This window comes from Paraburkholderia sp. BR13444 (genome assembly GCF_040948755.1).
In the GTDB taxonomy this organism is placed as follows: Bacteria; Pseudomonadota; Gammaproteobacteria; order Burkholderiales; family Burkholderiaceae; genus Paraburkholderia; species Paraburkholderia youngii.
Window position 1 is genome coordinate 173,038 of the sequence record NZ_JBFPKM010000002.1, and the last position, 22,241, is coordinate 195,278.

Consider the following 22,241-nt stretch of genomic DNA (forward strand, 5'->3'; position numbering starts at 1 on the left):
TTACTCGCCACCCCCCCGCCCCAACGCATACTCCTGCAGCGCGTCGAGCACACGATCGAACTCGAACGATTTGTCGTAAAAGTGCCGCACGCCGTACTGCTCGCAGCGCGCTCGATACGCGGGCAACGCATGATTGGTCAGCACCGCCGCGAACATCGAATCGATCAGCCCCTCGCGCTGCAGATACGCGAGCACCGGCACACCCGAGCCCCGCTTCAGCTGCAAATCGACGATCACCGCGTCGAACGCTTCGTCGCCGAGCAACGCAATCGCCTGGTCGGCGGAATCGGCATAAGCGGCCACGCGAAGCAAGCCCGAAGCATCGATCGCCTCGACGAGGCTGCGGCGGATCAGCGGCGAATCCTCGATCAGCAGCACGCGCAACGGCGCGCGGCTGGCTGGATCGGTAGCAGGGTTCGATTCGCTGTTCATCCGGATGTCTCGATCGTCCGTCATTCGATCAGACCATTCTTGATCGCGTAATACGTGAGGTCCGCGTTGTTCGCGAGTCGCATCTTCTCGAGCACCCGCGCGCGATACGTGCTGACCGTTTTGACCGACAGATGCAGTTCTTCCGCGATCTCGGTCGGCAACTGCCCTGCCGCGAGCTTGCAGAAGATCTGGAATTCGCGCTCCGATAGCGCTTCATGGGGACGCCCGGCGGCGGGCTTGTCGAGATTGTCGGCAAGCGTATCGGCGACCGCCTCCGACAGATAGCGGTGACCGCGCGCAACCGAGCGGATCGCGCGCACGATTTCCTCCGGCTCGCAGTCTTTGTTCAGATAGCCGTTCGCGCCCGCGCGCAGCAGATTGATCGCGTACTGGCTCTCGGGGTAGCCCGACAGGATCAGCACGCCCTGCTCCGGACGCACCTGCTTGATCACCCGCAACGTATCGATGCCGTTCTTGTCCGGCATCGCGATGTCGAGCAGCACCACGTCGAATGCCTGCTCGCGCACGAGGCCGATCGCTTCCTCGCCGGTCGCGGCCTCGGCGGCGACGCACATATCCGGCTCGTCGGCGACGAACTGTCTGAAACCACCTCGAACGATCGCATGATCGTCAGCTATCAGCACTCGAATCATCGGTTGGGTGTCCGTGCAAAGGGAGTCGCTCCTAAGCCGACATTGTAATGATCCGCGGCCACGGCAGAACGTGGACTGCGACGGCGGCTTCGCACCGCAGCCGCCGGCATTCCCGAGTTCGCTGTCGCCCGGTCAACACTATTGCGCCGCGTCTTCGTCGCTTCCCCGTCACTTTGGCGCGCTACTCACGCCCCGCGAGCAGATCCGCCATATCGTCGGCGTGCTCTTCCTCGACCGCGAGAATCTCCTCGAACAGCCGGCGCGTGGTCACGTCCTTCTCGCCGAGATAGCGGACGATCTCGCGGTACGTGTCGATCGCGATGCGCTCCGCGATCAGGTTCTCGCGAATCATGTCGGTCAGATCGGTGCCTTCCTTGTATTCCGAGTGCGCGCGCGCCTTGATGCCGTCCGGCGCGAAATCGGGTTCGCCGCCAAGCTGCACGATGCGCTCGGCGATGCGATCGGCGTGTTCCTGCTCCTCGCTCGCGTGCTCGGCGAATTCCGTCGCGACCGCTTCGGAGTTGATGCCCTTCGCCATGAAATAGTGACGCTTGTAACGCAGCGTGCAGACGAGCTCGGTGGCGAGCGCGTCGTTGAGCAGCTTGAGCACCGTGTCGCGATTCGCGCCGTAGCTCGGCGTGACCGGACCATCCGACATATGCTTGCGCGCGTCCTCGCGGATCTTTTTGATGTCCATCACGAACGTGTCGCCAGATTGCTTCGTCATCGAACTTCTCCTTTATCCGGTATTTGGGGGAATCGCGCATCAGCACGAATCGCGCCTGATGCGCCGACGGTGGAATGACGGCGCGCTTCGAACGCGGGCGCCTCGATCTAGGATTCGAACGCCGCGCGTTCCCGCGCCTTGTTGACTACCTGTACCTACGTATACGTATTGCGTACTTCGCTGCCGATCTCGTGTTACGTTCATCCAGGGCTCGCGTGGCTAGGTTCGAAACACGCCGAGCAGCAACGTGACCACGAACACGACGAGGAAGATGTAGAACAGGATCTTCGCGATTTCGGCCGCGCCGGCCGCGATGCCGGTAAAGCCGAACACCGCCGCGATGATCGCGATCACGAAGAAGACGATGGCATAGTGAAGCATGGCATTTCTCCCTTTTGTTGGCCCTGCAATCGACTACCAGCAAACCCCTCGCCTGCTATGAAGGCGCGGCTTGCCGCCACTGCGATGGCCGCGCTAATCGATCGTTTTCTTCGTCACGACGAAGCCGAGCACGAGGAACACCACGCACAGCACGACAAACACGAAGAACAGGAACTTCGCGATCGCCGCCGCGCCGGCCGCAATGCCGGTGAAGCCGAGAAGACCCGCGATCACCGCGACGATCGCGAAGAACAGCGCCCACTTCAGCATGATGGTTTTCTCCCGAAACATTGAATGAACGATCGGGTCCATGCTATCGATGCGCGGCGCCGCGCGCATTCCGACGCTCGCCGTTTTTCGTGTGAGAATCCGCTTACATTGGATTACGACGACGTTACGCGCGGCTTCGCTCGATGCCGAAGTCGACGCCCGAGTCGATGCCCTCTTTCCGGAGCAGCAAGTGTCGAATCTGCAGAACCCGCCGGAACAGCCTGGCGCGCGCGCCACGGCGCGGCTCGCCGACTGGATGCGCAGGCGCAGCTGGGCGATCGCGATGACGGTCGCGATCGTGATCACGGTGGGCGGCCTCGTGATTCTGGAGAGCGCGCGTCAGCGCATCGCCGCCGAGTACGAGACCGCGCTCGAAGCGCGCGACGTCACCGTGCAACTGAGCACGCTCGCGAGCGACCTGTCGCGCCTCAGCGCACAACAAAACCAGTTTCTTCTGACGAAGGACGACGCATCCGCCCAAGCGTTCTGCGCGAGCGCCGCGCGCATTCGCGAGACCACCCGGCAGTTGGACCACTTCTATCGCGGCGGCCGCGCGGACAGCGCGGAGCTCGCGAGCTTTACGCAGATTCTCGCGCTGATCGACGCGCGCATCGGCGCGGGCGCCGCCGCGATGCAGCACGCGGCGCCGCATCCGCTCGAACTCGGCGGATGCGGGCCCGCGAGCGACGTCAGTCCGGCGGACGCGTCGTTGATCGACAGCACGCTCACGCTGCTGCGCGACAACGAGGAGCGCCGCGCGCAGCACGCGCTGGCCGCTAGCCGCGCCGATCAGCGGCTGTCGACGCTGTGCGCGGCGGGGCTGTCGGCGCTGAACATCGTGCTGTTCATTCTGCTGTTTCGCAATCTCGGCATCCAGATCGACCGGCAGGCGCGCGCGCAGCGTCAGCTGATTACGCAGCAGGAGGAACTCGACCAGCTGGTGGGCGAGCGCACGCGCCAGCTCGAAGCGCTCGGCTGGCATCTGCAGGCGGTCAGCGAAAACGAAAAGACCCAGCTCGCACGCGAGCTGCACGACGAGCTCGGCGCGATTCTGACCGCATGCCGGATGGACGTCGCGTGGGCGCGCCGCAAGCTGAAGGATAGCGAGCCGGACATCGCCGACAAGCTGCAGCGCGCGCTCGCCAATCTCGACCAGGGTATCGCGTTGAAGCGGCGCATCATCGAGGACATGCGGCCGACCGTACTCGCCAATTTCGGGCTCGTCACCGCGCTGCGCACGCTCGCCGACGAAGCCGCGCAGCGCAACAACTGGACGCTCGAACTGCACCTGCCCGCCGACGATGTCCAGCTCGACGAACAGACCGAGATCGCGCTCTTTCGGGTCGCGCAGGAGTCGCTGACGAACGCCGCCAAGTACGCGCGGGCCTCGAAGGTCGGCATCGCGCTGCGGGTCGGCGATGGCGAGGTCGCGCTGCATATCGCGGACAACGGCGTCGGCATCATGCCGGCCGATCTGAAACGCACGCATACGCATGGCCTGCTCGGCATGCGCCAGCGCGTGGCCGCGCATGGCGGACGCTTCGACATCCGCCGTGGCGCGCAAAACGGCACCGAAATCGACGTCGTGATGCCGAGCGCAAGCACGGCGACGCCTTCGATCGATCAGCCGCCGGCGTCGCCGGCCACACCGACCACTTCGTCGCAAAGCCCCGTCTGACGCGTGCTGGCCGTGGCACCGCAAAGCCGTTGTAGGAGTGCGCCGACGCAAACACCGGAGCACGCCTACAACAAAATCGCGGCACGGCCGACAGCGCCGCCCCCACCCTTTTTTTACCATGCAATCAGGCCGGTTCGAAACCGGATCGAAACCTGATCGACTGGCATGGCCCCGGTCGGACGACATCAACCGATGCATTCTCGACAAGGAGAAGTTTCATGACTCGACTGATCGCTTTGCTTGTGCTCGCAGGAACCGCCATGCTCGTCACGGGTTGCAACACGATGGCGGGCGCCGGCCAGGACATTTCGAAGGGCGGCCACGCCATCACGAACGAGGCGGAAAAGGCAAAATAAGCCGGCACATGGCAGCAGGTTTTGCAGAGCCCGTCGCGGGATGCCGCGGCGGGCTTTTTTGTGCATGTTGGTTTGCTACGCGGCGCGACGCGTTTTCAGAGCGTCATCAAACAGAACGGCGACCCACTGTCGTGGATCGCCGTGCCGTCCTCCCCACTTTCCGACCATCCGGAGTCCTTGATTGTCCGGCTGGCGCAAGCGGTTCATCGACGCTCGCGCCGAGCGAGGCTCATCCGGTGATCGGCGGCCCTCGTCATTGCCCGGTCAACGTATTCGACAGCTCCACGCTCGGCGTGCTCGTATTGCCGTTCTGTACGATCAGCAGATGAATCTGCCCAGGCGCCAGTTGGCTCAACACGCCCGCGATCGGCACCGAGGTGATCAGCCAGTCGGCGTTGTTCGCCAGCGAGAACGAGTTCGACTGGAAGATCGGCGTCTTGCTGCCGGCCACCGTCGCGATCAGCACGTACTGGCCACCCGACACGTAGATCGAATCCTGCCCGCTCGCCGGCACCGCGTTCTTGAACGACACGCCGGCGAGCGTCGGCGACACGTTGGTGATGCTGGTGGCGGTGGCCTGCACGAGGTAGAGGTCGAGGTCCGGCGCGTTCGCCGACGCATTGAAGCCGCGCACGCGCGCGTCGTTGGTCAGCAGGCCCTTGTCGAACGGATCGTCGATCAGGCCGATGTCGGGCGCCGACAGCCCCGGCAACGCGAGCACCGTGTACACGTGGCCCTTCGCGACATCGGGGAAGCTGCCGCTCGCGAGCGCGTTCTTCGTGCCGGTCGCCGCATACGCGACGGTCGTCGGGCCCGTGTCGATATTAGTGAGGTTGGTCACGCCTTTATACGAGATGTTGGTCTGTCCGGAAGGCGCGCTGCCATTGACAAGGAAGTCGACCGCGGGGCCACCCGGAAGCGCGTGAACGAAATGGATCTCGGGATTGGTCAACCCCAGCGTCTTGCCCGCATCGCTGCCATCACCACCGCCGCCGCACGCGCTCAGTACCGCCGCGGCCGCAACGACCGCCACCATGATTCGGATAATTTTCATTGTGTTCACCTGTCTCGATATAGGGCTTGACGCTCATCGCCCATTGATACGCGGGCGGCCGCGGCAAGCCTCGCGGTCGCCCTCCTCCCATCCGTGCCGCACGGCGCGCTGGTTTTGTCGGTGGCGCGTCCGTGTCGATGGACGCTCAAAATCAGCAATGGGTGTGCCGTGCCCCAAATAGCTGGCATGAGACAACCGACCCAGGTCTTGCGAATCAATGGATTGCCGCGATTTAGAATTTTTCCTCGGCGGTCTGGTCCGGCGCGCGGTGTATCGTTCGTGCGGCCCCCCCACTTACACGGTCCCTGCATGTCTTACCAACACTTACTCGCCGATCTCGACCTGGGCTTCACACGCCTGTCCAACCGCGTCGTGATGGGCTCGATGCACACGGGCATGGAAGACCGCTTCTGGCATTACCCGCAACTGGCCGCGTACTTCCGGGAGCGCGCGAAAGGCGGCGTCGGCCTGATCATCACGGGCGGCATTTCGCCGAATCGCGAGGGCTGGCTGCTGCCGTTCGGCGGCACGCTCAACTCGGTGTTCGATCTGCGCAATCACCGGCTCGTGACCGAGGCCGTGCACGCGGAGGGCGGCAAGATCGCGCTGCAGATCCTGCATGCGGGCCGTTATGGCTATCAGCCGTTCGCGGTGTCGGCGTCGGCGTTGAAATCGCCGATCTCGAAGTTCAAGCCGCGCGCGCTGACGCTCGCCGGCATCGACCGAACCGTGCGCGACTACGCGCGCTGCGCGCGGCTCGCGCAACGCGCGGGCTACGACGGCGTCGAGATCATGGGCAGCGAAGGCTATCTGCTGAACCAGTTCCTGTGCCCGCGCACGAACCGGCGCACCGATCGATACGGCGGCAGCATCGAGAATCGCATGCGGCTCGCCTGTGAGATCGTCGAGCGGGTGCGTGCCGAATGCGGCGAGCGCTTCATCGTCGTGTACCGGCTGTCGCTGATCGATCTGGTCGAGGGCGGCAATACGTGGGAGGAAACCGTGCAGGTCGCGCAGGCGCTCGAAGCGGCCGGCGTGACGATCTTCAACACCGGCATCGGCTGGCACGAGGCGCGCGTGCCGACCATCGTGACCTCGGTGCCGCGCGCGGCGTTCGCCTCGCTGACCGCGCGCCTGAAGGCATCCGTCAACGTGCCGGTGATCGCGTCGAATCGTATCAACACCCCCGAGGTGGCTGAAGCGCTGATCGCCGACGGCTCCGCGGATCTCGTGTCGATGGCGCGGCCGCTGCTCGCCGATCCCGACTTCGTGCTGAAGACCGCCGAGAACCGCGCGCACGAAATCAACACCTGCATCGCGTGCAATCAGGCCTGCCTCGATCACACGTTCAGGAATCAGCGCGCGAGCTGCCTCGTCAATCCGCGCGCGGGACGCGAAACCGAGCTCGTCTACCGGCCGCTAGCGAGCGCGCGACAGGCGCGCTCGATCGCCGTGGTCGGCGCCGGGCCGGCCGGGCTGTCGGCCGCGACGGTGGCGGCCTCGCGCGGGCATCGCGTGACGCTGTTCGAGGCCAGCGACACGCTCGGCGGCCAGTTCAATCTCGCGATGCGCGTGCCGGGCAAGGAAGAGTTCAGCGAAACCATCCGCTACTTCCGCAGCCAGTTGCAACGCCATCGCGTCGAGGTGCGGCTCGGCACGCGCGTCGATGCCGCGCTGCTCGCCGCGGGCGCCTACGACGACGTGATCGTCGCGACCGGCATCGTGCCGCGGCGGCCGGCGATTGCCGGCATCGACGGGTCCAACGTGCTGTCGTATGTGGACGTGCTGCACGGTGCGCCGGTCGGCGCGCGCGTCGCGGTGATAGGCGCGGGCGGGATCGGCTTCGACGTCAGCGAGTTTCTGCTGCATCGCGCGGGCGAGCCGCTGCCGGTGCCGCGCGATACGTGGCTCGACGAATGGGGCGTCGACCTCGCGGTGCGCGAGCGCGGCGGCCTGAAGCCGCCCGTTGCCGCGCAACCGGCGCGGCAGATCTGGCTATTGCAGCGCAAGGCCGGCAAGCTCGGCGCGGGGCTCGGCAAGACGTCGGGCTGGGTGCATCGCGCGGCGCTCGCGAGGAACGGCGTGCAGATGCTAGGCGGCGTCGAGTATCGGGAGATCAGCGCGCGCGGTCTGAGGATCGCGCGAGACGGTGCCGACGAATGGCTCGACGTCGATACGATCGTCGTGTGCGCGGGGCAGGAGTCGTTGCGCGAGCTGTTGCCGTCGACCGTCGATGGCAAGCACGGCAGCGGCGGCCCGCGTTTTCATGTAATCGGCGGCGCGAAGCTCGCCACCGAGCTCGATGCGAAGCGCGCGATCCGCGAGGGCGCGGAGCTGGCGGCGGCGCTTTGACAACGGCGGCGCGGTTCGACGAGAACCGACCGCGCTCAGGCGCTGCCCTTCTTCTGGTAATCGAACCAGAACGACAAGCCGACGCTGCTCAGGATCACGATCGTCGCGATCACCGTCGAGCGTGTGACCGGCTCGCCGAGCAGCAGCGCACCCAATGCAACCGCGACGATCGGATTCACGTACATGCAGCTGCTCGCGATGATCGGGCTCGTGTGGCGAATCAGATAACCGTACGCGACGAACGCGGCCATCGTGCCGATCAGCATCAGATACAGGAACGCGACGAGCGGCAGGAAATGCAGCTCGAGCATCCGCTCGCCCGCCGCCCACGCGACCAGCGTCGAGATCGCGCCGCCGAGGCCGATCTGCAGCGAGGTCGATAGAAACAGGTCCGACGGCAGCTTCAACACCCCGGCCAGATGCGCGCCGCCGGCCCAGAACAGCGCGCCGCACAGAATCGCGAGACTGCCTCCCACCGAGCCCGGCGTGCTGTCGCCGTGACTCAGAATTACGATGCCGGCGAGCCCGAGCCCGACCGCGAACCATTCGCCGCGGCCGATCTTCTGTCCGGCGACGGCCGCGATCACGGTCGCGAACAGCGGCACGGTCGCGACCATCACGGCCGCGGTGCCGGTGCCGACCGTGCGCATGCCGTACGCGAGCATGCCGCTCGACAGACCCACCAGCATCGTGCCGACGAGGCCCGCGTTGCGAATTTCGGCGACGCTCGGCCAGACCGGCTTGCGGCGCGCGGCGAACACGAACAGACCGATGCCGGCGAACAGGTTGCGCAAGCCCGACATCAGCAGCGGCGGGAACGAGCCGAGCGCGACGTGCACGGCGAGATAGGTCGAGCCCCACACCAGATAAACGACGGCAAGCGCGAGCGCGACCCGCCCTTTGCGCGACTGCGGCAGACGCAGCGGCCAGCCAGACGGAGAAAAAACCGAGCGTTGCAGCGACATGCGTTCAGCCCGCCGTCGCCACTCGACCCGCGCGCTGCGCTCGATGCCCGCGAGGCGCCGCGCCTGCGTCGATGCCTTTCGGGCGGGATGGCGGACACCGCATCGGCGATGCGGTCTGACGGGTGAGGCTGGCGGACATGTCGGTGGAACAGTAAGACGATGGGCGGCGCAGGAAGCGCCAGAAACGGCTGTGGCTGCGGAATCGGTCAAAACGACGCGATGCAACGCGGCCGCGATGCGCGGCGACGCCGCGGGCGCAAGCCGCGGCGCGCAACGCATTATGCAGTAAGCGCCGAGTGCGCCGCGCGACAGAATCGTAACTTTTTGGTTTCCTGCAACAGAAAAGCCGGGGACGCATCCCCGGCTTCCATTCAGCGTCGAATCCGTTCGATGCTCCACGCATCGGCAGGATCGCTAAGCACCCCGCACGCGGACTCAGTTGCCCATCGCGCCCGACGCCTCGTGCTTCATGCCCATCGCGCCGCCGCCCTTTTTCATCGAATCGTGTTTCGACGCGTCCTTTTTCATGCCGTCCTTCGACATGCTGTCTTTGGACATCGAATCTTTCGACATCGCGTCTTTCGACATTGCATCGTTCGACATCGCGCCGCTCGCCTGCGCGAATGCGGCGCCGCCGCTTGCCAGCATCAGCAGTGCGATCGTGGTGACTGCAATCTTCTTCATGGGATGACTCCGTTGGTGGTGGATGAATCGAAACCGGCCCGTGCCGGCGTGCTTCCGAAGCCGCTGCCGCAAGCGCGCGTGCGCCCGCATGCGTCAGGAGCCTCCGAACCAGTTGTAGCCCTGGTCGACCCAATAGCCGCCGGGATACGTGTTGGTGACGAATATCTCGACGATGTGCTTCGGATTCTTGTAGCCGAGCTTGGTCGGCATGCGCAGCTTCATCGGGTAGCCGTATTTCGCGGGTAGTCGCTCGCCGTCGTAAGAAAACGTCAGCAGCGTTTGCGGATGCAATGCGGTCGGCATGTCGATGCTTTCGTAGTAGTCGTCCGCGCATTTGAAGCCGACGTACTTCGCCGTCGTATCCGCGCCGACACGCCGCAGAAAATCCCCGAATGGCGTGCCGCCCCAGCGGCCGATCGCGCTCCAGCCTTCGACGCAGATATGCCGCGTGATCTGCTCGGCATGCGGCAGCGCGTACAGTTCGGGCAGCGTCCACACGCGCTTGCCGGTCACGAGCCCGCTCAGCGTCAGCTGATAATCGGAGCCGTCGACGTGCGGCACGTCGTCGATGCCGTAGTACGCGTTGAAGGGAAACGGTCGCGTGATCTGCGCTTCCGTGTAGGTCGGCGCTAGCTGCTTCGGATCGAACAGCGCGGCCTGCGCGCGATCGTTCAGCCGCGACACGGCGGTGAGGAAGCGGTTCACGGAAGCGTCGTCGGTCAGCGAGCAGCCGGTCAGCATCGATAGACCGCCGAGCGTCAATAGCTGCTTGCCGAACAGACGTCGCGACGGCATCGCCAGTTCGCGCCTCGCATCGAGCAGGATCGATGCGCGGTCGAGCGTGTGGCCAACACGCTGCGTGGGTTGGTCTGCTGGTTTGTCGATCGGCTTGTTCATGATTCGGTATCCGTAGGGGGTTCGCGTTGCGCGTCGATGAGAGTGAAAATCAGCGTGGCTGTCAGCAGCCGCGGCTCAACGTCCGCGCAGCATCGCGAGCAACGACCGCGGCACGAGCGCGACCATCGCCAGATGCACCGCAAGAAACGCGGCCAGCAGCGACATCGCGGTGAAGTGCACGACGCGCGCGTTGTCGTAGCCGCCCATCAGTTCACGCAGCAGTGGAAACTGCACCGACTTCCAGATCGCGAGCCCCGAGAGCACCAGCACGATCAGATCGGCGATCGCGAACAGGTAGGCGAACTTCTGCACCGCGTTGTAGACGCGCAGATCGTCGTGCGACAGCTTCCCGCGCAACGCGGCGATGAAATCGCGCAGCACCGCGCGCGGCGTCAGCGGCAGGAACTTGCGCACGAACCGCCCGCTTGCGAGATTCAGCGCGATATACACGAGGCCGTTGAACGCCAGCAGCCACATCGCGGCGAAGTGCCATTGCAGCGCGCCGCCGAGCCAGCCGCCCAGTGTGATCGCGGTCGGAAAGCTGAACGCCGGAAAGATCGGCGACGCGTCGTAGATGCGCCAGCCCGACAGCATCATCACGATCGCGGCGAACGCATTCAGCCAATGCGTGATGCGCAGCCACAGCGGGTGAATGACGCCGCGCTTGGGTGCGGCTGGCGCGGAGGGTGCGCCGGGGCGCAACACGTGCGGTGTGGGTGTGGACATGGCGGCTCTCCTCGGGCTGTGGTAGAGAATGCGGCGCGTGCGATGTCGATCAACGGCACGCGGGAAGATCGGCCGCTTGCAGCACGTCGCCGCTCGCGTCGCTTTCGACGAACGCGACCACGCCGAAGCGGTCGGCGGCGTTGTCGATCGGATCGGCTTTCGCGTCGACGCTCGCTTCGCGTAGATCGATGTCCTGACGAATCCGCGCGTGACCGGCGACGAGTGGCACGGGCCCGAACCACGCGCGCACGACCCGTTCGTGATGCAGCGTCGCGCCGCGGTTTTCGCCCGCGCCGACCTGCGTCGTCAGCGCGTTCTCGTAGACCGCGAGATAAGCGCTCAACGGACCCGTGGCGGCCGCGGCCATCGTGCTGAACTGCGCATCGACATCGAACGCACCGGGCGCACGCGGACTCAGCTCGAGCGCGACATTGGCCTGCGCGGGTTCCGCGACGAGCTCATCGAGGCGGCGCTCGAAACTGTCGCGTTGCGACCAGTCGCGCAGCTCGCGGCCCGCGACGAACACTTCCGGCGTATAGATCGTGTGTCCGCCCGCGAGATGCATCAGCGTCTCCTGACGTTCGGTGAAGCGATGCTGGGAAAACCGGTCGCTCCAGCCGAGGCTGTTCCAGTAGTCGACGTGCAGTGCGAGCGGCACGATGCCGTGGGCGGCGCCGTTGCTTTTCCATTGACCGAGCCAGCGGTCGGCGGGCGGGCAGCTATCGCAGCCCTCGCTGCTGTACAGCTCGACGAGCGCGAGGCGGTGCGCGGGGCTGTGCGTCGCGCATTGGGGCCCGGCCGCGACCGCATCGGCCGCGCGGATGCCCGAAGCGCTCAGCACAACGAGCGCGAGGCCGGCGGCGGGCTTGGAAAAACTCGTAAAGCGCTGAACTAGCGAGCGATTGTGCGCGGTCGACATGACGTGCTCCGATCGTAATCTGCACGTTTGTCGAACCGCGCGGCCGGTTATGACAAGCCTCTTTTAATTTTTTTCCGGCATGGGTAGCGAGCCAAGGCTCGCCGCGACTCAGTCGTAACTGACCACTACCGTCACGCGCGTGTCCGTATCGGTGCGCCGCGCGTTCAGCGAGAGCACGCCGCCCGCGCGATCGACCGCGTAGTGGCCGTCGCGGGCCAGCACGCCGTGCCCCGTGCCATCGACGAAACTCGCTGCTACCAGATCGCGCGACTGCGTGCCGCCGTTCACTTCGAGCGCGACATCGGCCCCGCTGACGACGCCCGGCGGCGCGCTGAACGTCACCGTGCGCGAGAAGCGCTGACCGGCCACGCTCGCGCTATCGACGGCGACGCCAGTGGGCGCCGTATCCGCGCTGATCTGCAGCGGCGGTGCGACGATCATCCCCACGAACCGGATCACGCCGCCCGTCACCGTCGATGCCGCCGGCGCCGCCAGCGGCGCGGCAAGCAATGCCACCACCGCGGCTGTGCGACCGAACGTTCGCCACCGCATTGTTTCCGCTTTCATGTGCACCTCTCTGTCAATCGGCGCGAGTCGCGTCGCGCCATTCACGCGCCATCCCGCGAATCGCTTCGCTGGAGTGCGGCCTTCGCTGCACTTTGTTTAACGGCAATCCTTTGACTGGCTTGAACGCAATGCGGATCAGGTCGCTTTCTTCTGGCACCGCACAAAGACGGCCGATCGACGGAGCGCGATGTCGCCAACGGAAGTGCCCGAGACAGCGTGCTAACATCAAGCTTTCGTCGCTGGTGTCGCGGGCTTCACGTTTTGCTGCGCGGCAACCTGCCGTTCGCTATTCCCATCACCTGGTCGTTTTGCCCGTGACTTCGCTGCGTCGTCCGACTTTCCGTGCTCTCGCCCGCTTGCGCCCATGCCGCGCAGGCGGCTGCGCGCGCGCGGGCGTCGCGCCGCACGGCACCGGCGAGACGTCCCGAATGCTCCCGCTTCACGCCGCCCGGCGCCCTCGCTGACGTAGCCTGCCGATACCCGGGGGCCGCGTCGCCGGGCTCCGGGCTTTCCCATTCGCACTCATCCGCCGACCACCCGCATCGGATCGTCGCACGCGGCCATCCTTCACCGCCTTATCGGAGTCCTGATGATGAAGAAGATCAAAACCTGCTATCTGACCGAACTCGACGTGGCCCGCCTTGAGAAATATGCGGCCGCCAACCCCAAGCTGCAGCACATGCTCGACGATGTGCTCGAACGCGCGGTAATCGTCGACTCGCACGACATCCCAGCCGACGTCGTCACGATGAACTCGCAAGCAACGCTGATCGATTCGGCGAGCGGCGAACAAATGACGTGGACCGTCGTCTATCCGCCCAACGCCGATTTCGCGCAAGGGCGGCTGAACGTATTCTCGCCGGCTGGCCTCGCGCTGCTCGGCGCGCGCCGCGGCGAGAGCATCAGCTTTACGCCACCCAGCGGCGATCAGCAAGTGCTCAAGATCGACAAAATTCTGTATCAGCCCGAAGCCGCCGACGATTTTTCGCTGTAAGCCGGCTGTTCCATTGCTATAAGTTGCCCTGTCTGATGCGGTCTCGGAATAAGCATAGGAGATGTCTGGATTCATCTGGACCAGTTTTTTGAATCACTCAGACAGGTTGCCAAACCGCGGGCGGGCGGTGTATCGTGTGCGCTGCTAACGCGGGGGTCCTGCGTAGCGCGGAGCTGGAGGTCCGTGTTGCGTGGGTGAGAAATACCCTTTGAACCTGATCTGGATAATGCCAGCGCAGGGAAGCGTACGGATCTCGCACCAGCCTCAACAGCCTCACCTCTTAGCGATTTCCGACCACTTCCATCTCAGTCTCCTGCTTAGCCGCCCCACTTTGTACGGAGACTTACATGAACGCCAATCCGAAGTTTATTTCCGCCGAAGCCCATGTGGACGAGGCCGCCGTCGCGCCGCTGCCGAATTCGCGCAAGGTCTACGTGACCGGCTCACGCCCCGACATCCGCGTGCCGATGCGCGAAATCTCGCAGGCAGACACGCCCGACAGCTTCGGCGGCGAAAAGAATCCGCCGATCTACGTGTACGACACGTCGGGCCCCTACTCCGACCCGGACGCGAAGATCGACATCCGCGCGGGTCTGCCCGCGCTGCGTCAGGCGTGGATCGAGGAGCGCGGCGACACCGAGCCGCTGACCGGTCTGTCGAGCAGCTTCAGCCGCGAGCGCGCCGCCGATCCGGCCACCGCGCAGCTGCGTTTCCCGGGTCTGCATCGCACGCCGCGCCGCGCGATCGCCGGCAAGAACGTGACGCAGATGCACTACGCGAAGCAAGGCATCATCACGCCGGAAATGGAATACATCGCGATTCGCGAGAACCAGCGTCGTGCCGAGTATCTGGAGACCTTGAAGGCGAGCGGCCCGAACGGCGCGAAGCTCGCCGCGATGATGGGCCGCCAGCACCCCGGCCAGGCATTCGGCGCGAGCGCGTTCGGTCCGAATGGCCTCACCGAAATCACCGCGGAATTCGTGCGCGAGGAAATCGCGCGCGGCCGCGCGATCATCCCGAACAACATCAATCACCCGGAGAGCGAGCCGATGATCATCGGCCGCAACTTCCTCGTGAAGGTCAATGCGAACATCGGCAACTCGGCGGTGACCTCCTCCATCGGCGAGGAAGTCGACAAGATGACGTGGGCGATCCGCTGGGGCGGCGACACGGTGATGGATCTGTCGACCGGCAAGCACATTCATGAAACGCGCGAATGGATCATCCGCAACAGCCCGGTGCCGATCGGCACGGTGCCGATCTACCAGGCGCTCGAAAAGGTCAACGGCAAGGCTGAAGATCTGACGTGGGAAATCTTCCGCGACACGCTCATTGAACAGGCTGAGCAGGGCGTCGACTACTTCACGATCCACGCGGGCGTGCGTCTGCAATACGTGCCGCTCACCGCGAACCGGATGACCGGCATCGTGTCGCGCGGCGGCTCGATCATGGCGAAGTGGTGTCTCGCGCATCACAAGGAAAGCTTCCTGTACGAGCACTTCGAAGAGATCTGCGAAATCATGAAGGCCTACGACGTAGCCTTCTCGCTCGGCGACGGCCTGCGTCCCGGCTCGATCTACGACGCGAACGACGAAGCGCAACTGGGCGAGCTGAAGACGCTCGGCGAGCTCACGCAGATCGCGTGGAAGCACGACGTGCAGGTGATGATCGAAGGTCCGGGCCATGTGCCGATGCAGCTGATCAAGGAGAACATGGACCTGCAGCTCGACTGGTGCGACGAAGCGCCGTTCTACACGCTCGGGCCGCTGACCACCGACATCGCGCCGGGCTACGACCACATCACGTCGGGCATCGGCGCCGCGATGATCGGCTGGTTCGGCACCGCGATGCTGTGCTACGTGACGCCGAAGGAACACCTCGGTCTGCCGAACAAGGACGACGTGAAGACCGGCATCATCACGTACAAGCTCGCGGCGCACGCAGCGGACCTCGCGAAGGGTCATCCGGGCGCGCAGGTACGCGACAACGCGCTGTCGAAGGCACGCTTCGAATTCCGCTGGGAAGACCAGTTCAATCTCGGTCTCGACCCGGACAAGGCGCGCGAATTCCACGACGAGACGCTGCCGAAGGATTCGGCCAAGGTCGCGCATTTCTGCTCGATGTGCGGCCCGCACTTCTGCTCGATGAAGATCACCCAGGACGTGCGCGAGTTCGCCGCGCAACAGGGCGTCAGCGATAACGAAGCGCTGCAGAAAGGCATGGAAGTCAAGTCGATCGAATTCATGAAGCAAGGCGCGGAGATTTATCAGCGGCAATAGGCGGCTTGCGCGACGCGCGCGCGAAGTAGCGCCCTGCAGTATCGAAGCCCGCCGGCATGGCGGGCTTTTTTTATTCCGCCGCGTCGACCAGGCACGTTGTGTGCTGACAGAAAGAAACAACTACTTCCAACAACGAAGGGAGTCAGCATCATGAAATCGATCCGTCAACTCGGTACTCGTCTTGGCACGGTCGCAGTCGCGCTTTCGCTCGTCGCGGGTGTCGCGGCATGCGGCGACATGTCCCCACGCACACGCGATACCGCGATCGGCGCGGGTGTCGGCGGCGCGGCCGGCGCGGCGATCGGCGGCAGCGGCTTGTCGACGTTGGGCGGCGCGGCCGTGGGCGGTGTCATCGGTAACCAGATCGGCAAGTGAGCGGCAGGCGAGCGTTGCGTCCGATGATGCGTCTGACGATTCATACAGGACAGCCAACCATTTATTCCGACCACGCACCGGACTGACGAGGGCCGCGAATGCGGTGCGCCCTCGTCCCGACGGCGCGCGTGGAAATAGACTGAAATATGCGGTTGCGGTTTTGCCACAGCGCTGCCGCGGCAGAAGCGTAAGCTCCTCATAACGACGTCGCGCGAGGCGGCATCGGTTCATCGAGGAGCGCGTTATGAAGTCCCGCGTCGTCACCCATCTTCGCGCGGTGCGCCTCTCGACGCCACGCGAGGCATCCAGTTTTTCCGCAAGGTTCGCGCGGCCCGCCGCCGCGATTTCCGCGCTCGCCTCCAGTCTGTTTTTAGCCGGCTGCTATTACCCCGCCGGCTACTATCCCGCGGGCTATTACACGTCGTACTATTCGACCGCGCCCGCGACCACAGTGGACCAAACCGCACCGGCCACCGATCCACAGCAGACGCCTCAAGCCCAGGCGCAAATGCAGGTCGCGCCGCAGGACATGCCGCCCGGTTATGCAGCCGCCGCACCCGTGTATGTGGCGCCGCCGGTGTATCCCGCCTACTATCCGCCGCCCGCTTATCCTTATCCCGCCTATTACGGCTATCCCGCCTACTATGGACCGTCGATTGCGATCGGCATTGGTGGCTACTGGGGGGGCCATTGGGGCGGCCACTGGCATTGACCTGTCTTTCGTTCGCCCGCCACCGCGCACACCCGCCCGTACTTTCCCGGCTTGACTCGCCGATATGGCGCTCTATTCTTGAAAGGTTGCACGCAGCACCCGCTTAAATCAGGCGCCGCCGCTTGGTCGAGGCCACTCGCGAGCGTCCGCCATGCCAGAGCGACGCGCCGTCATGCGCAATCTCCCGCGTCGAATTACACAACAACGAAGGAGAGATGATGTTTCATCAACTGCTCACTCCAGTCGGTAATTCGCTTTTTGCGTCGTTTATCGTCGCCGCGCTGCCGATCATCGTCGTGCTCGCGCTGCTCGGCTGGGCGCGCAGGCCAGCGTGGCAGGCGTCGCTCGCGGGATTGATCGTCGGTTTGATCGTAGCGATTTTCGTCTGGCAGTTTCCGGTCGGGCTCGCGTTGAACTCGGTCGCGGCCGGCGTCGTCTTTGCGATCTGGCCAGTGATGTGGATCGTGTTCACCGCGATCCTGCTGTACAACATCGCGCAGCGCTCGGGACGCTTCGAGGCCTTCCGCCTGTGGATGATCGACAACCTGCCGAACGACCGGCGCATCGTGCTCGTCGTGGTCGGCTTTTCGTTCGGCGCGCTGCTCGAGGGCATTTCGGGCTTCGGCACTCCGGTCGCGATCACGAGCTCACTCTTGATCATGCTCGGCTTTCCAACGCTCGAAGCGCTGGTCTTCACGCTGATCTTCAATACCGCGCCGGTCGCGTTCGGCGCGCTCGGCGTGCCGATCACGGTCCTCGGCGCGGTCACGCATTTGCCGTCCGATGTGCTCGGCAAGATGGTCGGGCGGCAATTGCCGTTCTTTGCGGTCCTGCTGCCCTTCTATGTGATCGGCGTGTACGCGGGCTTTCGCAACATGCTGCGGATCTGGCCGGTGCTGCTGGTGTCGGGCCTGAGCTTCGCGCTGACCCAGTTCGTCGTCTCGAACTTCGTGAACTACAGCCTGACCGACGTGTTGTCTTCGCTGGTTTCGTTGATCCTGACCGTGGCGTTCCTGCGGGTCTGGAAGCCCGTCGCCGATCCGAAATTCGCGATCAACGTCGATCGCATCAACGAGGTGCGCGGCAAAATCAGCGGCGTGCAGGGCTGGTATCCGTGGATCATCGTGTCGGTTGTCGTGATCGTCTGGACGGTCGCGAGGATCTTCACGATCGGCGACGTCAAGGTATCGTGGCCGGGTCTCGACAAGGCCGTGTTCATCACGCTGTACAACACGCCGTACGGCGCGATCTGGGACTTCCAACCGCTTGCGACCGGCACCGCGATCCTCGTCGCGGCGCTCATCACCGCGTTCGTCGTGCGGCTCTCCCCCGCCGAGTTCGGCAAGGCGATCTCCGACACGTGGGTGCAAACGCGCATCGCGATTCTGACCGTGGCGACGATCGTCGGCCTCGCATATCTGATGAACTACTCGGGCCTCAACTACACGCTCGGCCTCGGGGTCGCGTCGGTCGGGCCGGTGTTTCCGCTCGTGTCGGCGTTCCTCGGCTGGGTCGCGGTGTTCCTGTCGGGCAGCGATACGTCGGGCAATGCGCTGTTCGGCAATCTGCAGGTGGTGGCGGCCAAGCAGCTCAATCTGAATCCGGTGCTGATGGCGGCGACCAACTCGTCGGGCGGCGTGATGGGCAAAATGATCTCGCCGCAGAACATTTCGACCGGCGTCGCGACCACCGACTTGAAGGGCAAGGAAGGCGACGTGTTCGCCAAGACCTTCAAGCATTCGATTCTGCTCACGGTGCTGCTCGGCGTGCTCGTGTGGGCGCAGCAGAACTTCCTGCAATGGATGATTCCGCACTGAACTCGCGCCGCTGACGGCGCAACGCAATTCACATTGTTTCGGACGGCGCCCGCGCATCGCGGGCGCGTTTGCAATTCCGTCCCCGCTCCCGCTCCGCCGCATCGCAATTTTTCTCACATATCGGTGAGAATTGCTCGTTTGGCCTGCGCCTTCGCAGCGCTTAGCATCGACCTACCCGGACGCGGCCGTCTCCCGGATCTTGCCGTTTCATCCCGCATTGAAACGAATCGCGCGATCGCACTGTTAGGATGAGCTGGCGTCTCGACTCAACTGCGCGCGGCGCCATTCCAATGAAAGCCAGAAACCTTCTGCAACTGCTGATCCTCGCCGCCCTGTGGGGCGCATCGTTCCTGTTCATCCGCGTCGGCGTGACCGACTTCGGCGTCGCGCCGCTGATGGCGCTGCGCGTCGGCATCGGCGCCCTCTTTCTCGCGATCGTGCTGATCGCGCGACGGCCGCTGCAACAGTCCGCCACGCTGTTGCGCACGCATGCGTTGCCGCTGCTCGTGGTCGGCATCCTCAATTCGGCGGCGCCATTCTGCCTGTTCGCGTATGCCGAGCTGACGCTGTCGGCGGGCGTCACGTCGGTGATCAATGCGTGCGCGCCGCTGTGGGGCGCGCTGGTCGGCTTTCTGTGGCTGCGCGACCGGCTCAGCGCGCTGCGCACGCTCGGCCTCGTGGTCGGCTTTCTCGGCGTGCTGATGCTCGTGTGGGACCAGATCGCGGCGCCGGACGGCTCGGCCGCCTCGCCGCTCACCGTCGCCCTCGCGGCCGGCGCGGCGCTCGGCGCCACGCTGCTCTATGGCATCGCCGCCAATTACACGAAGCGTCACCTGACTGGCGTCGACGCGCTCAGCGTCGCGACCGGCACGATGATCGGCGCGACGATCGTATTGCTGCCGCTCGCGGTGATCTACTGGCCCGCCGCGCCGATCTCGCTGCGCGCGTGGGGCGCGGTGATCGCGCTCGGCGTCGCCTGCACCGGCATCGCGTACATGCTGTTCTTCCATCTGATCGCGGTCGCCGGGCCGACGCGCGCGATCACCGTGACCTTCGTGATTCCGATCTTCGGCATTCTGTGGGGCGCGCTGTTTCTGGGCGAGACGGTGTCGCCCGGCATGCTCGAAGGGTGCGCGGTGATTCTGGTCGGCACCGCGTTGGCGACCGGCGTGATCAAGCGCTTGCCGTGGGTCGGCTCGCGGCGGCGCGCGGATACCTGAGTAAGCGGTCGAAAAAAAACGCCCGGATTGTTCCGGGCGTTTTTTTCGTCGAACCGGCGGCGTTGGCCGCGACGTTCTCGTATCAGTGCAGCTGGTAAGCCATCAGGCTCATGATCTGCTTGGCCTGCGAGCTTTCGTCGACTTGCCCCTTGTCGTCGACCACGGCCACGCGGGTCTGGTTCGGCGTCACCGCGCGCACGTTCACGCGATACTCCTTGGCGACCTTCTCCTTCCGGCCGTGGAAGACCTGGCTCCAGAAGCCCTGCTCGGCCGACGACATATCCTTCGGATCGACGTAGCGCACGAAATACAGGCCGCGGCTCACGTCGCGGTCGTCGACCGTGAAATTGCTGCGATCGAGCGCGAGGCCCACGCGCAGCCACGCACGGTCATACGGCTCGCCGAGCGTGAGCTCGGTCGATGAGAGCTGCGCCGACGTGTTGTTGGCCGAATCCACGTCCGGCGTCGACGGCTGGGCCGCCAGCGCGACGTTCTGCGCGACAACGGCGGCCGTCGCCGACTTGGCACCCGCCGTCGCCGCGTTCGGCGCGATCTGCGCGCCTGCAGGCGACAGCTCGGCGTTCTGCGTGCCACCCGCACCCGATTCAGCCCGCGCGAGCGAGGCCATCAGGCGCTTCAGATATTCCTGCTCGAGCGCCGGGTCGTTCGGCTTGGGTTGCCATTGGGTCGACTCGTTGTTCGTACCGGTGATCGCCTCACGCATGCCTTTCTGGCTGACGAACACGTAGGTGCCGCCCTTCGGCGCGGCTTCGAGACGCGTGCGGAACTTGTTGCGCTCCGAGCTCACGTAGCTGTTGCCCATTGCCTTCGACAGCGTGTTGCGGATAAAGCCGTCGTTGATCTGCGCGTGGGTTTCGTTCCAGTCGGTTTCCATCACGCCCTTGTCGCGCTGGTCGACGACGAGCAGGAAGCCCTGCTCCTGCCAGAAGCGGCGGATTTGCGGCCAGGCCTGATCGGGCGTTTTGTTGTCGATCACGAGCCAGCTTTCGGTGCCGTCGCGCTGGATGTGGATGCCCTGGACGGGCGGCACGACCGCAACCGCATCGCCGGCCGGCGCCTGCGCCTGCACCTGTTTGAGCGTGGACAGCGAGGTTTCGCCGCCCTGCGGCGGCAGCGAACGCTGATCGGCCGTCTCGTCGATCATGTTCGGCGGTACGGCAAGCGATACCTGCTTCGAACGGGAGTCGCTCCTATAGTCGATTTTGGTCGGCGACGAGGTACCGCAGCCGGCGACCAGCCCGCCTGCCATGAGCATTACTGCAAACCGCTTGGTGAGACGAAAATCAGTCATGTTCGGGGAATCCTTCCGCTACGCCACGGCAAGTTTCCGTGGATCAACCCAACATTTTACCGGTCCCGGCGAGGCGTGTGCAAAAACTGGGGTTTGCCCGGGACTCGCCGCATGCCACGGCGACGCAACGGCCACGGGAAAAAAGGCCGTGCCCGTCACGCTATTTGCCCTCTTATGAGGTAAATTTAACACTCAATGACACTTTCGAGTTGACCTTGGGAGTATTCGCAAAGTCTTCGCCGGAGGCCCGCCGCATAAGGGCTTCCGGTTTTGCATGCGGCTTGTTTTCCACATGGCGTGCGGTCCTGTCCGCCGCAGGTGTGCAAAGACCAGAAGAAAACCGGTGCTACGTTAATCGAGTTATCTCAATAAAAATCCAGCGCCAAACGAGGAAGGCCTCATGTCCAGGTTCAATCTCCATCCATCCGCGATCGCCTCGGTGATCGCCGTCGTCGCGTGCTGCGCGAGCTTCGGCGCGCATGCCGAATTGGGCGGCACGATGCCGAGCCAAGCGATGGCGGGCGCGAGCGCGCCGCGCACGCTGCTCAATGGCGCACTGCGCGAGCGCACGTGGACCGACGCCGGCAATACCACCATCAACGAATACGCGACCAGCACCGGCCTGATCGTCGCCTACGCATGGCAAGGCCCGACGATGCCGGATCTGCACGCGCTGCTCGGCAAATACGGCGACTCGTACAAGACCGGCGCGGCGGCGGCCGGCAGCGGCAATTTGCATTCGTCGCGGGTCGCGCGCTCCGACGTGATCGTCGAGTCCGGCGGACCGATGCGTGGCTACGTCGGCCGCGCGTGGCTGCCGGCGGCTTTGCCCGCCGGCGTCACCTCCGACGACATCCAGTGACGCGCGCGC

Annotated in this window: 23 protein-coding genes and 1 riboswitch; of the genes, 10 read left to right on the plus strand and 13 right to left on the minus strand. The window is 64.8% G+C overall.

The genetic code is table 11. The features are described from left to right. The 5 genes from AB3X95_RS05110 to AB3X95_RS05130 all read right to left on the minus strand — a co-directional run bounded on the left by AB3X95_RS05110 (position 1) and on the right by AB3X95_RS05130 (position 2,463). Positions 1 to 432, minus strand: a complete 432-nt coding sequence (locus AB3X95_RS05110) for a response regulator (RefSeq protein ID WP_176124071.1) — start codon at positions 430 to 432, stop codon at positions 1 to 3. A 20-nt stretch (positions 433 to 452) separates the two neighbouring features. After that, positions 453 to 1,085 carry a response regulator transcription factor gene (locus AB3X95_RS05115; RefSeq protein ID WP_013089872.1) on the minus strand — a complete coding sequence of 211 codons (633 nt, stop codon included), beginning with the start codon at positions 1,083 to 1,085 and terminating at the stop codon, positions 453 to 455. Between the two features lie 181 nt (positions 1,086 to 1,266). Further along, positions 1,267 to 1,812 (minus strand): bacterioferritin, encoded by a 546-nt coding sequence (locus AB3X95_RS05120; RefSeq protein WP_176382084.1) that lies wholly within the window; start codon positions 1,810 to 1,812, stop codon positions 1,267 to 1,269. 219 nt (positions 1,813 to 2,031) lie between these two features. After that, positions 2,032 to 2,193, minus strand: a complete 162-nt coding sequence (locus tag AB3X95_RS05125) for a DUF1328 domain-containing protein (protein ID WP_006052455.1) — start codon at positions 2,191 to 2,193, stop codon at positions 2,032 to 2,034. A 93-nt stretch (positions 2,194 to 2,286) separates the two neighbouring features. Then, positions 2,287 to 2,463, minus strand: a complete 177-nt coding sequence (locus AB3X95_RS05130; protein ID WP_026225929.1) for a DUF1328 family protein — start codon at positions 2,461 to 2,463, stop codon at positions 2,287 to 2,289. Positions 2,464 to 2,503: 40 nt separating this feature from the next. Between AB3X95_RS05130 and AB3X95_RS05135 the strand changes: the two genes are divergently transcribed. Both AB3X95_RS05135 and AB3X95_RS05140 read left to right on the plus strand, forming a co-directional pair. Continuing rightward, positions 2,504 to 4,141, plus strand: coding sequence for a sensor histidine kinase (locus AB3X95_RS05135; protein WP_368620826.1), 1,638 nt, complete (start codon positions 2,504 to 2,506; stop codon positions 4,139 to 4,141). A 218-nt stretch (positions 4,142 to 4,359) separates the two neighbouring features. After that, the gene (locus tag AB3X95_RS05140) at positions 4,360 to 4,497 is read left to right on the plus strand and encodes an entericidin A/B family lipoprotein (RefSeq protein WP_013089876.1); all 138 of its coding nucleotides are present in this window, start codon (positions 4,360 to 4,362) and stop codon (positions 4,495 to 4,497) included. A 253-nt stretch (positions 4,498 to 4,750) separates the two neighbouring features. Here the strand turns inward: AB3X95_RS05140 and AB3X95_RS05145 are convergent, their stop codons facing one another. Continuing rightward, a complete protein-coding gene (locus AB3X95_RS05145) occupies positions 4,751 to 5,551 on the minus strand; it encodes a DUF4397 domain-containing protein (protein WP_176108125.1) in 801 nt (266 codons plus the stop codon). 309 nt (positions 5,552 to 5,860) lie between these two features. On the opposite strand from AB3X95_RS05145, the gene AB3X95_RS05150 reads away from it, so the two are divergent. Then, the gene (locus AB3X95_RS05150; RefSeq protein ID WP_368620827.1) at positions 5,861 to 7,903 is read left to right on the plus strand and encodes an FAD-dependent oxidoreductase; all 2,043 of its coding nucleotides are present in this window, start codon (positions 5,861 to 5,863) and stop codon (positions 7,901 to 7,903) included. A gap of 35 nt (positions 7,904 to 7,938) precedes the next feature. On the opposite strand, the gene AB3X95_RS05155 is transcribed toward AB3X95_RS05150, so the two are convergent. The 6 genes from AB3X95_RS05155 to AB3X95_RS05180 all read right to left on the minus strand — a co-directional run bounded on the left by AB3X95_RS05155 (position 7,939) and on the right by AB3X95_RS05180 (position 12,661). Continuing rightward, positions 7,939 to 8,868 carry an EamA family transporter gene (locus tag AB3X95_RS05155; protein ID WP_176368056.1) on the minus strand — a complete coding sequence of 310 codons (930 nt, stop codon included), beginning with the start codon at positions 8,866 to 8,868 and terminating at the stop codon, positions 7,939 to 7,941. Between the two features lie 435 nt (positions 8,869 to 9,303). Next, positions 9,304 to 9,552 (minus strand): pentapeptide MXKDX repeat protein, encoded by a 249-nt coding sequence (locus AB3X95_RS05160; protein ID WP_176368057.1) that lies wholly within the window; start codon positions 9,550 to 9,552, stop codon positions 9,304 to 9,306. Between the two features lie 93 nt (positions 9,553 to 9,645). Then, positions 9,646 to 10,449, minus strand: coding sequence for a molybdopterin-dependent oxidoreductase (locus AB3X95_RS05165; RefSeq protein WP_368620828.1), 804 nt, complete (start codon positions 10,447 to 10,449; stop codon positions 9,646 to 9,648). A 75-nt stretch (positions 10,450 to 10,524) separates the two neighbouring features. Beyond that, the gene (locus AB3X95_RS05170) at positions 10,525 to 11,175 is read right to left on the minus strand and encodes a cytochrome b/b6 domain-containing protein (RefSeq protein WP_368620829.1); all 651 of its coding nucleotides are present in this window, start codon (positions 11,173 to 11,175) and stop codon (positions 10,525 to 10,527) included. A gap of 49 nt (positions 11,176 to 11,224) precedes the next feature. Beyond that, the gene (locus tag AB3X95_RS05175) at positions 11,225 to 12,094 is read right to left on the minus strand and encodes a DUF1223 domain-containing protein (protein WP_368620830.1); all 870 of its coding nucleotides are present in this window, start codon (positions 12,092 to 12,094) and stop codon (positions 11,225 to 11,227) included. A 108-nt stretch (positions 12,095 to 12,202) separates the two neighbouring features. Continuing rightward, on the minus strand, positions 12,203 to 12,661 hold the full coding sequence (locus AB3X95_RS05180; RefSeq protein WP_176124062.1) for a hypothetical protein: 459 nt from the start codon (positions 12,659 to 12,661) through the stop codon (positions 12,203 to 12,205). A gap of 589 nt (positions 12,662 to 13,250) precedes the next feature. Here AB3X95_RS05180 and AB3X95_RS05185 point away from each other — a divergent pair. The 6 genes from AB3X95_RS05185 (at position 13,251) to AB3X95_RS05210 (ending at position 20,058) form a co-directional block, all read left to right on the plus strand. Continuing rightward, on the plus strand, positions 13,251 to 13,655 hold the full coding sequence (locus AB3X95_RS05185) for a GreA/GreB family elongation factor (protein WP_176124061.1): 405 nt from the start codon (positions 13,251 to 13,253) through the stop codon (positions 13,653 to 13,655). Between the two features lie 141 nt (positions 13,656 to 13,796). Beyond that, a riboswitch (TPP riboswitch) is annotated at positions 13,797 to 13,914 on the plus strand. An 88-nt stretch (positions 13,915 to 14,002) separates the two neighbouring features. After that, the gene (gene thiC / locus AB3X95_RS05190; RefSeq protein ID WP_368620831.1) at positions 14,003 to 15,934 is read left to right on the plus strand and encodes a phosphomethylpyrimidine synthase ThiC; all 1,932 of its coding nucleotides are present in this window, start codon (positions 14,003 to 14,005) and stop codon (positions 15,932 to 15,934) included. A gap of 150 nt (positions 15,935 to 16,084) precedes the next feature. Beyond that, positions 16,085 to 16,309, plus strand: coding sequence for a glycine zipper 2TM domain-containing protein (locus tag AB3X95_RS05195; protein ID WP_176368061.1), 225 nt, complete (start codon positions 16,085 to 16,087; stop codon positions 16,307 to 16,309). A 244-nt stretch (positions 16,310 to 16,553) separates the two neighbouring features. Next, positions 16,554 to 17,021 (plus strand): hypothetical protein, encoded by a 468-nt coding sequence (locus AB3X95_RS05200; protein WP_368620832.1) that lies wholly within the window; start codon positions 16,554 to 16,556, stop codon positions 17,019 to 17,021. 218 nt (positions 17,022 to 17,239) lie between these two features. Continuing rightward, positions 17,240 to 18,838: an L-lactate permease gene (locus AB3X95_RS05205; RefSeq protein WP_368621095.1), complete on the plus strand. Its 1,599-nt coding sequence runs from the start codon at positions 17,240 to 17,242 to the stop codon at positions 18,836 to 18,838. Between the two features lie 290 nt (positions 18,839 to 19,128). Further along, on the plus strand, positions 19,129 to 20,058 hold the full coding sequence (locus tag AB3X95_RS05210) for a DMT family transporter (RefSeq protein ID WP_368620833.1): 930 nt from the start codon (positions 19,129 to 19,131) through the stop codon (positions 20,056 to 20,058). Between the two features lie 82 nt (positions 20,059 to 20,140). Here the strand turns inward: AB3X95_RS05210 and bamC are convergent, their stop codons facing one another. After that, on the minus strand, positions 20,141 to 21,370 hold the full coding sequence (bamC, locus tag AB3X95_RS05215) for an outer membrane protein assembly factor BamC (protein ID WP_184226621.1): 1,230 nt from the start codon (positions 21,368 to 21,370) through the stop codon (positions 20,141 to 20,143). Positions 21,371 to 21,770: 400 nt separating this feature from the next. On the opposite strand from bamC, the gene AB3X95_RS05220 reads away from it, so the two are divergent. Further along, positions 21,771 to 22,232 (plus strand): DUF2844 domain-containing protein, encoded by a 462-nt coding sequence (locus AB3X95_RS05220; RefSeq protein ID WP_176124055.1) that lies wholly within the window; start codon positions 21,771 to 21,773, stop codon positions 22,230 to 22,232. Positions 22,233 to 22,241 lie beyond the last annotated feature (9 nt).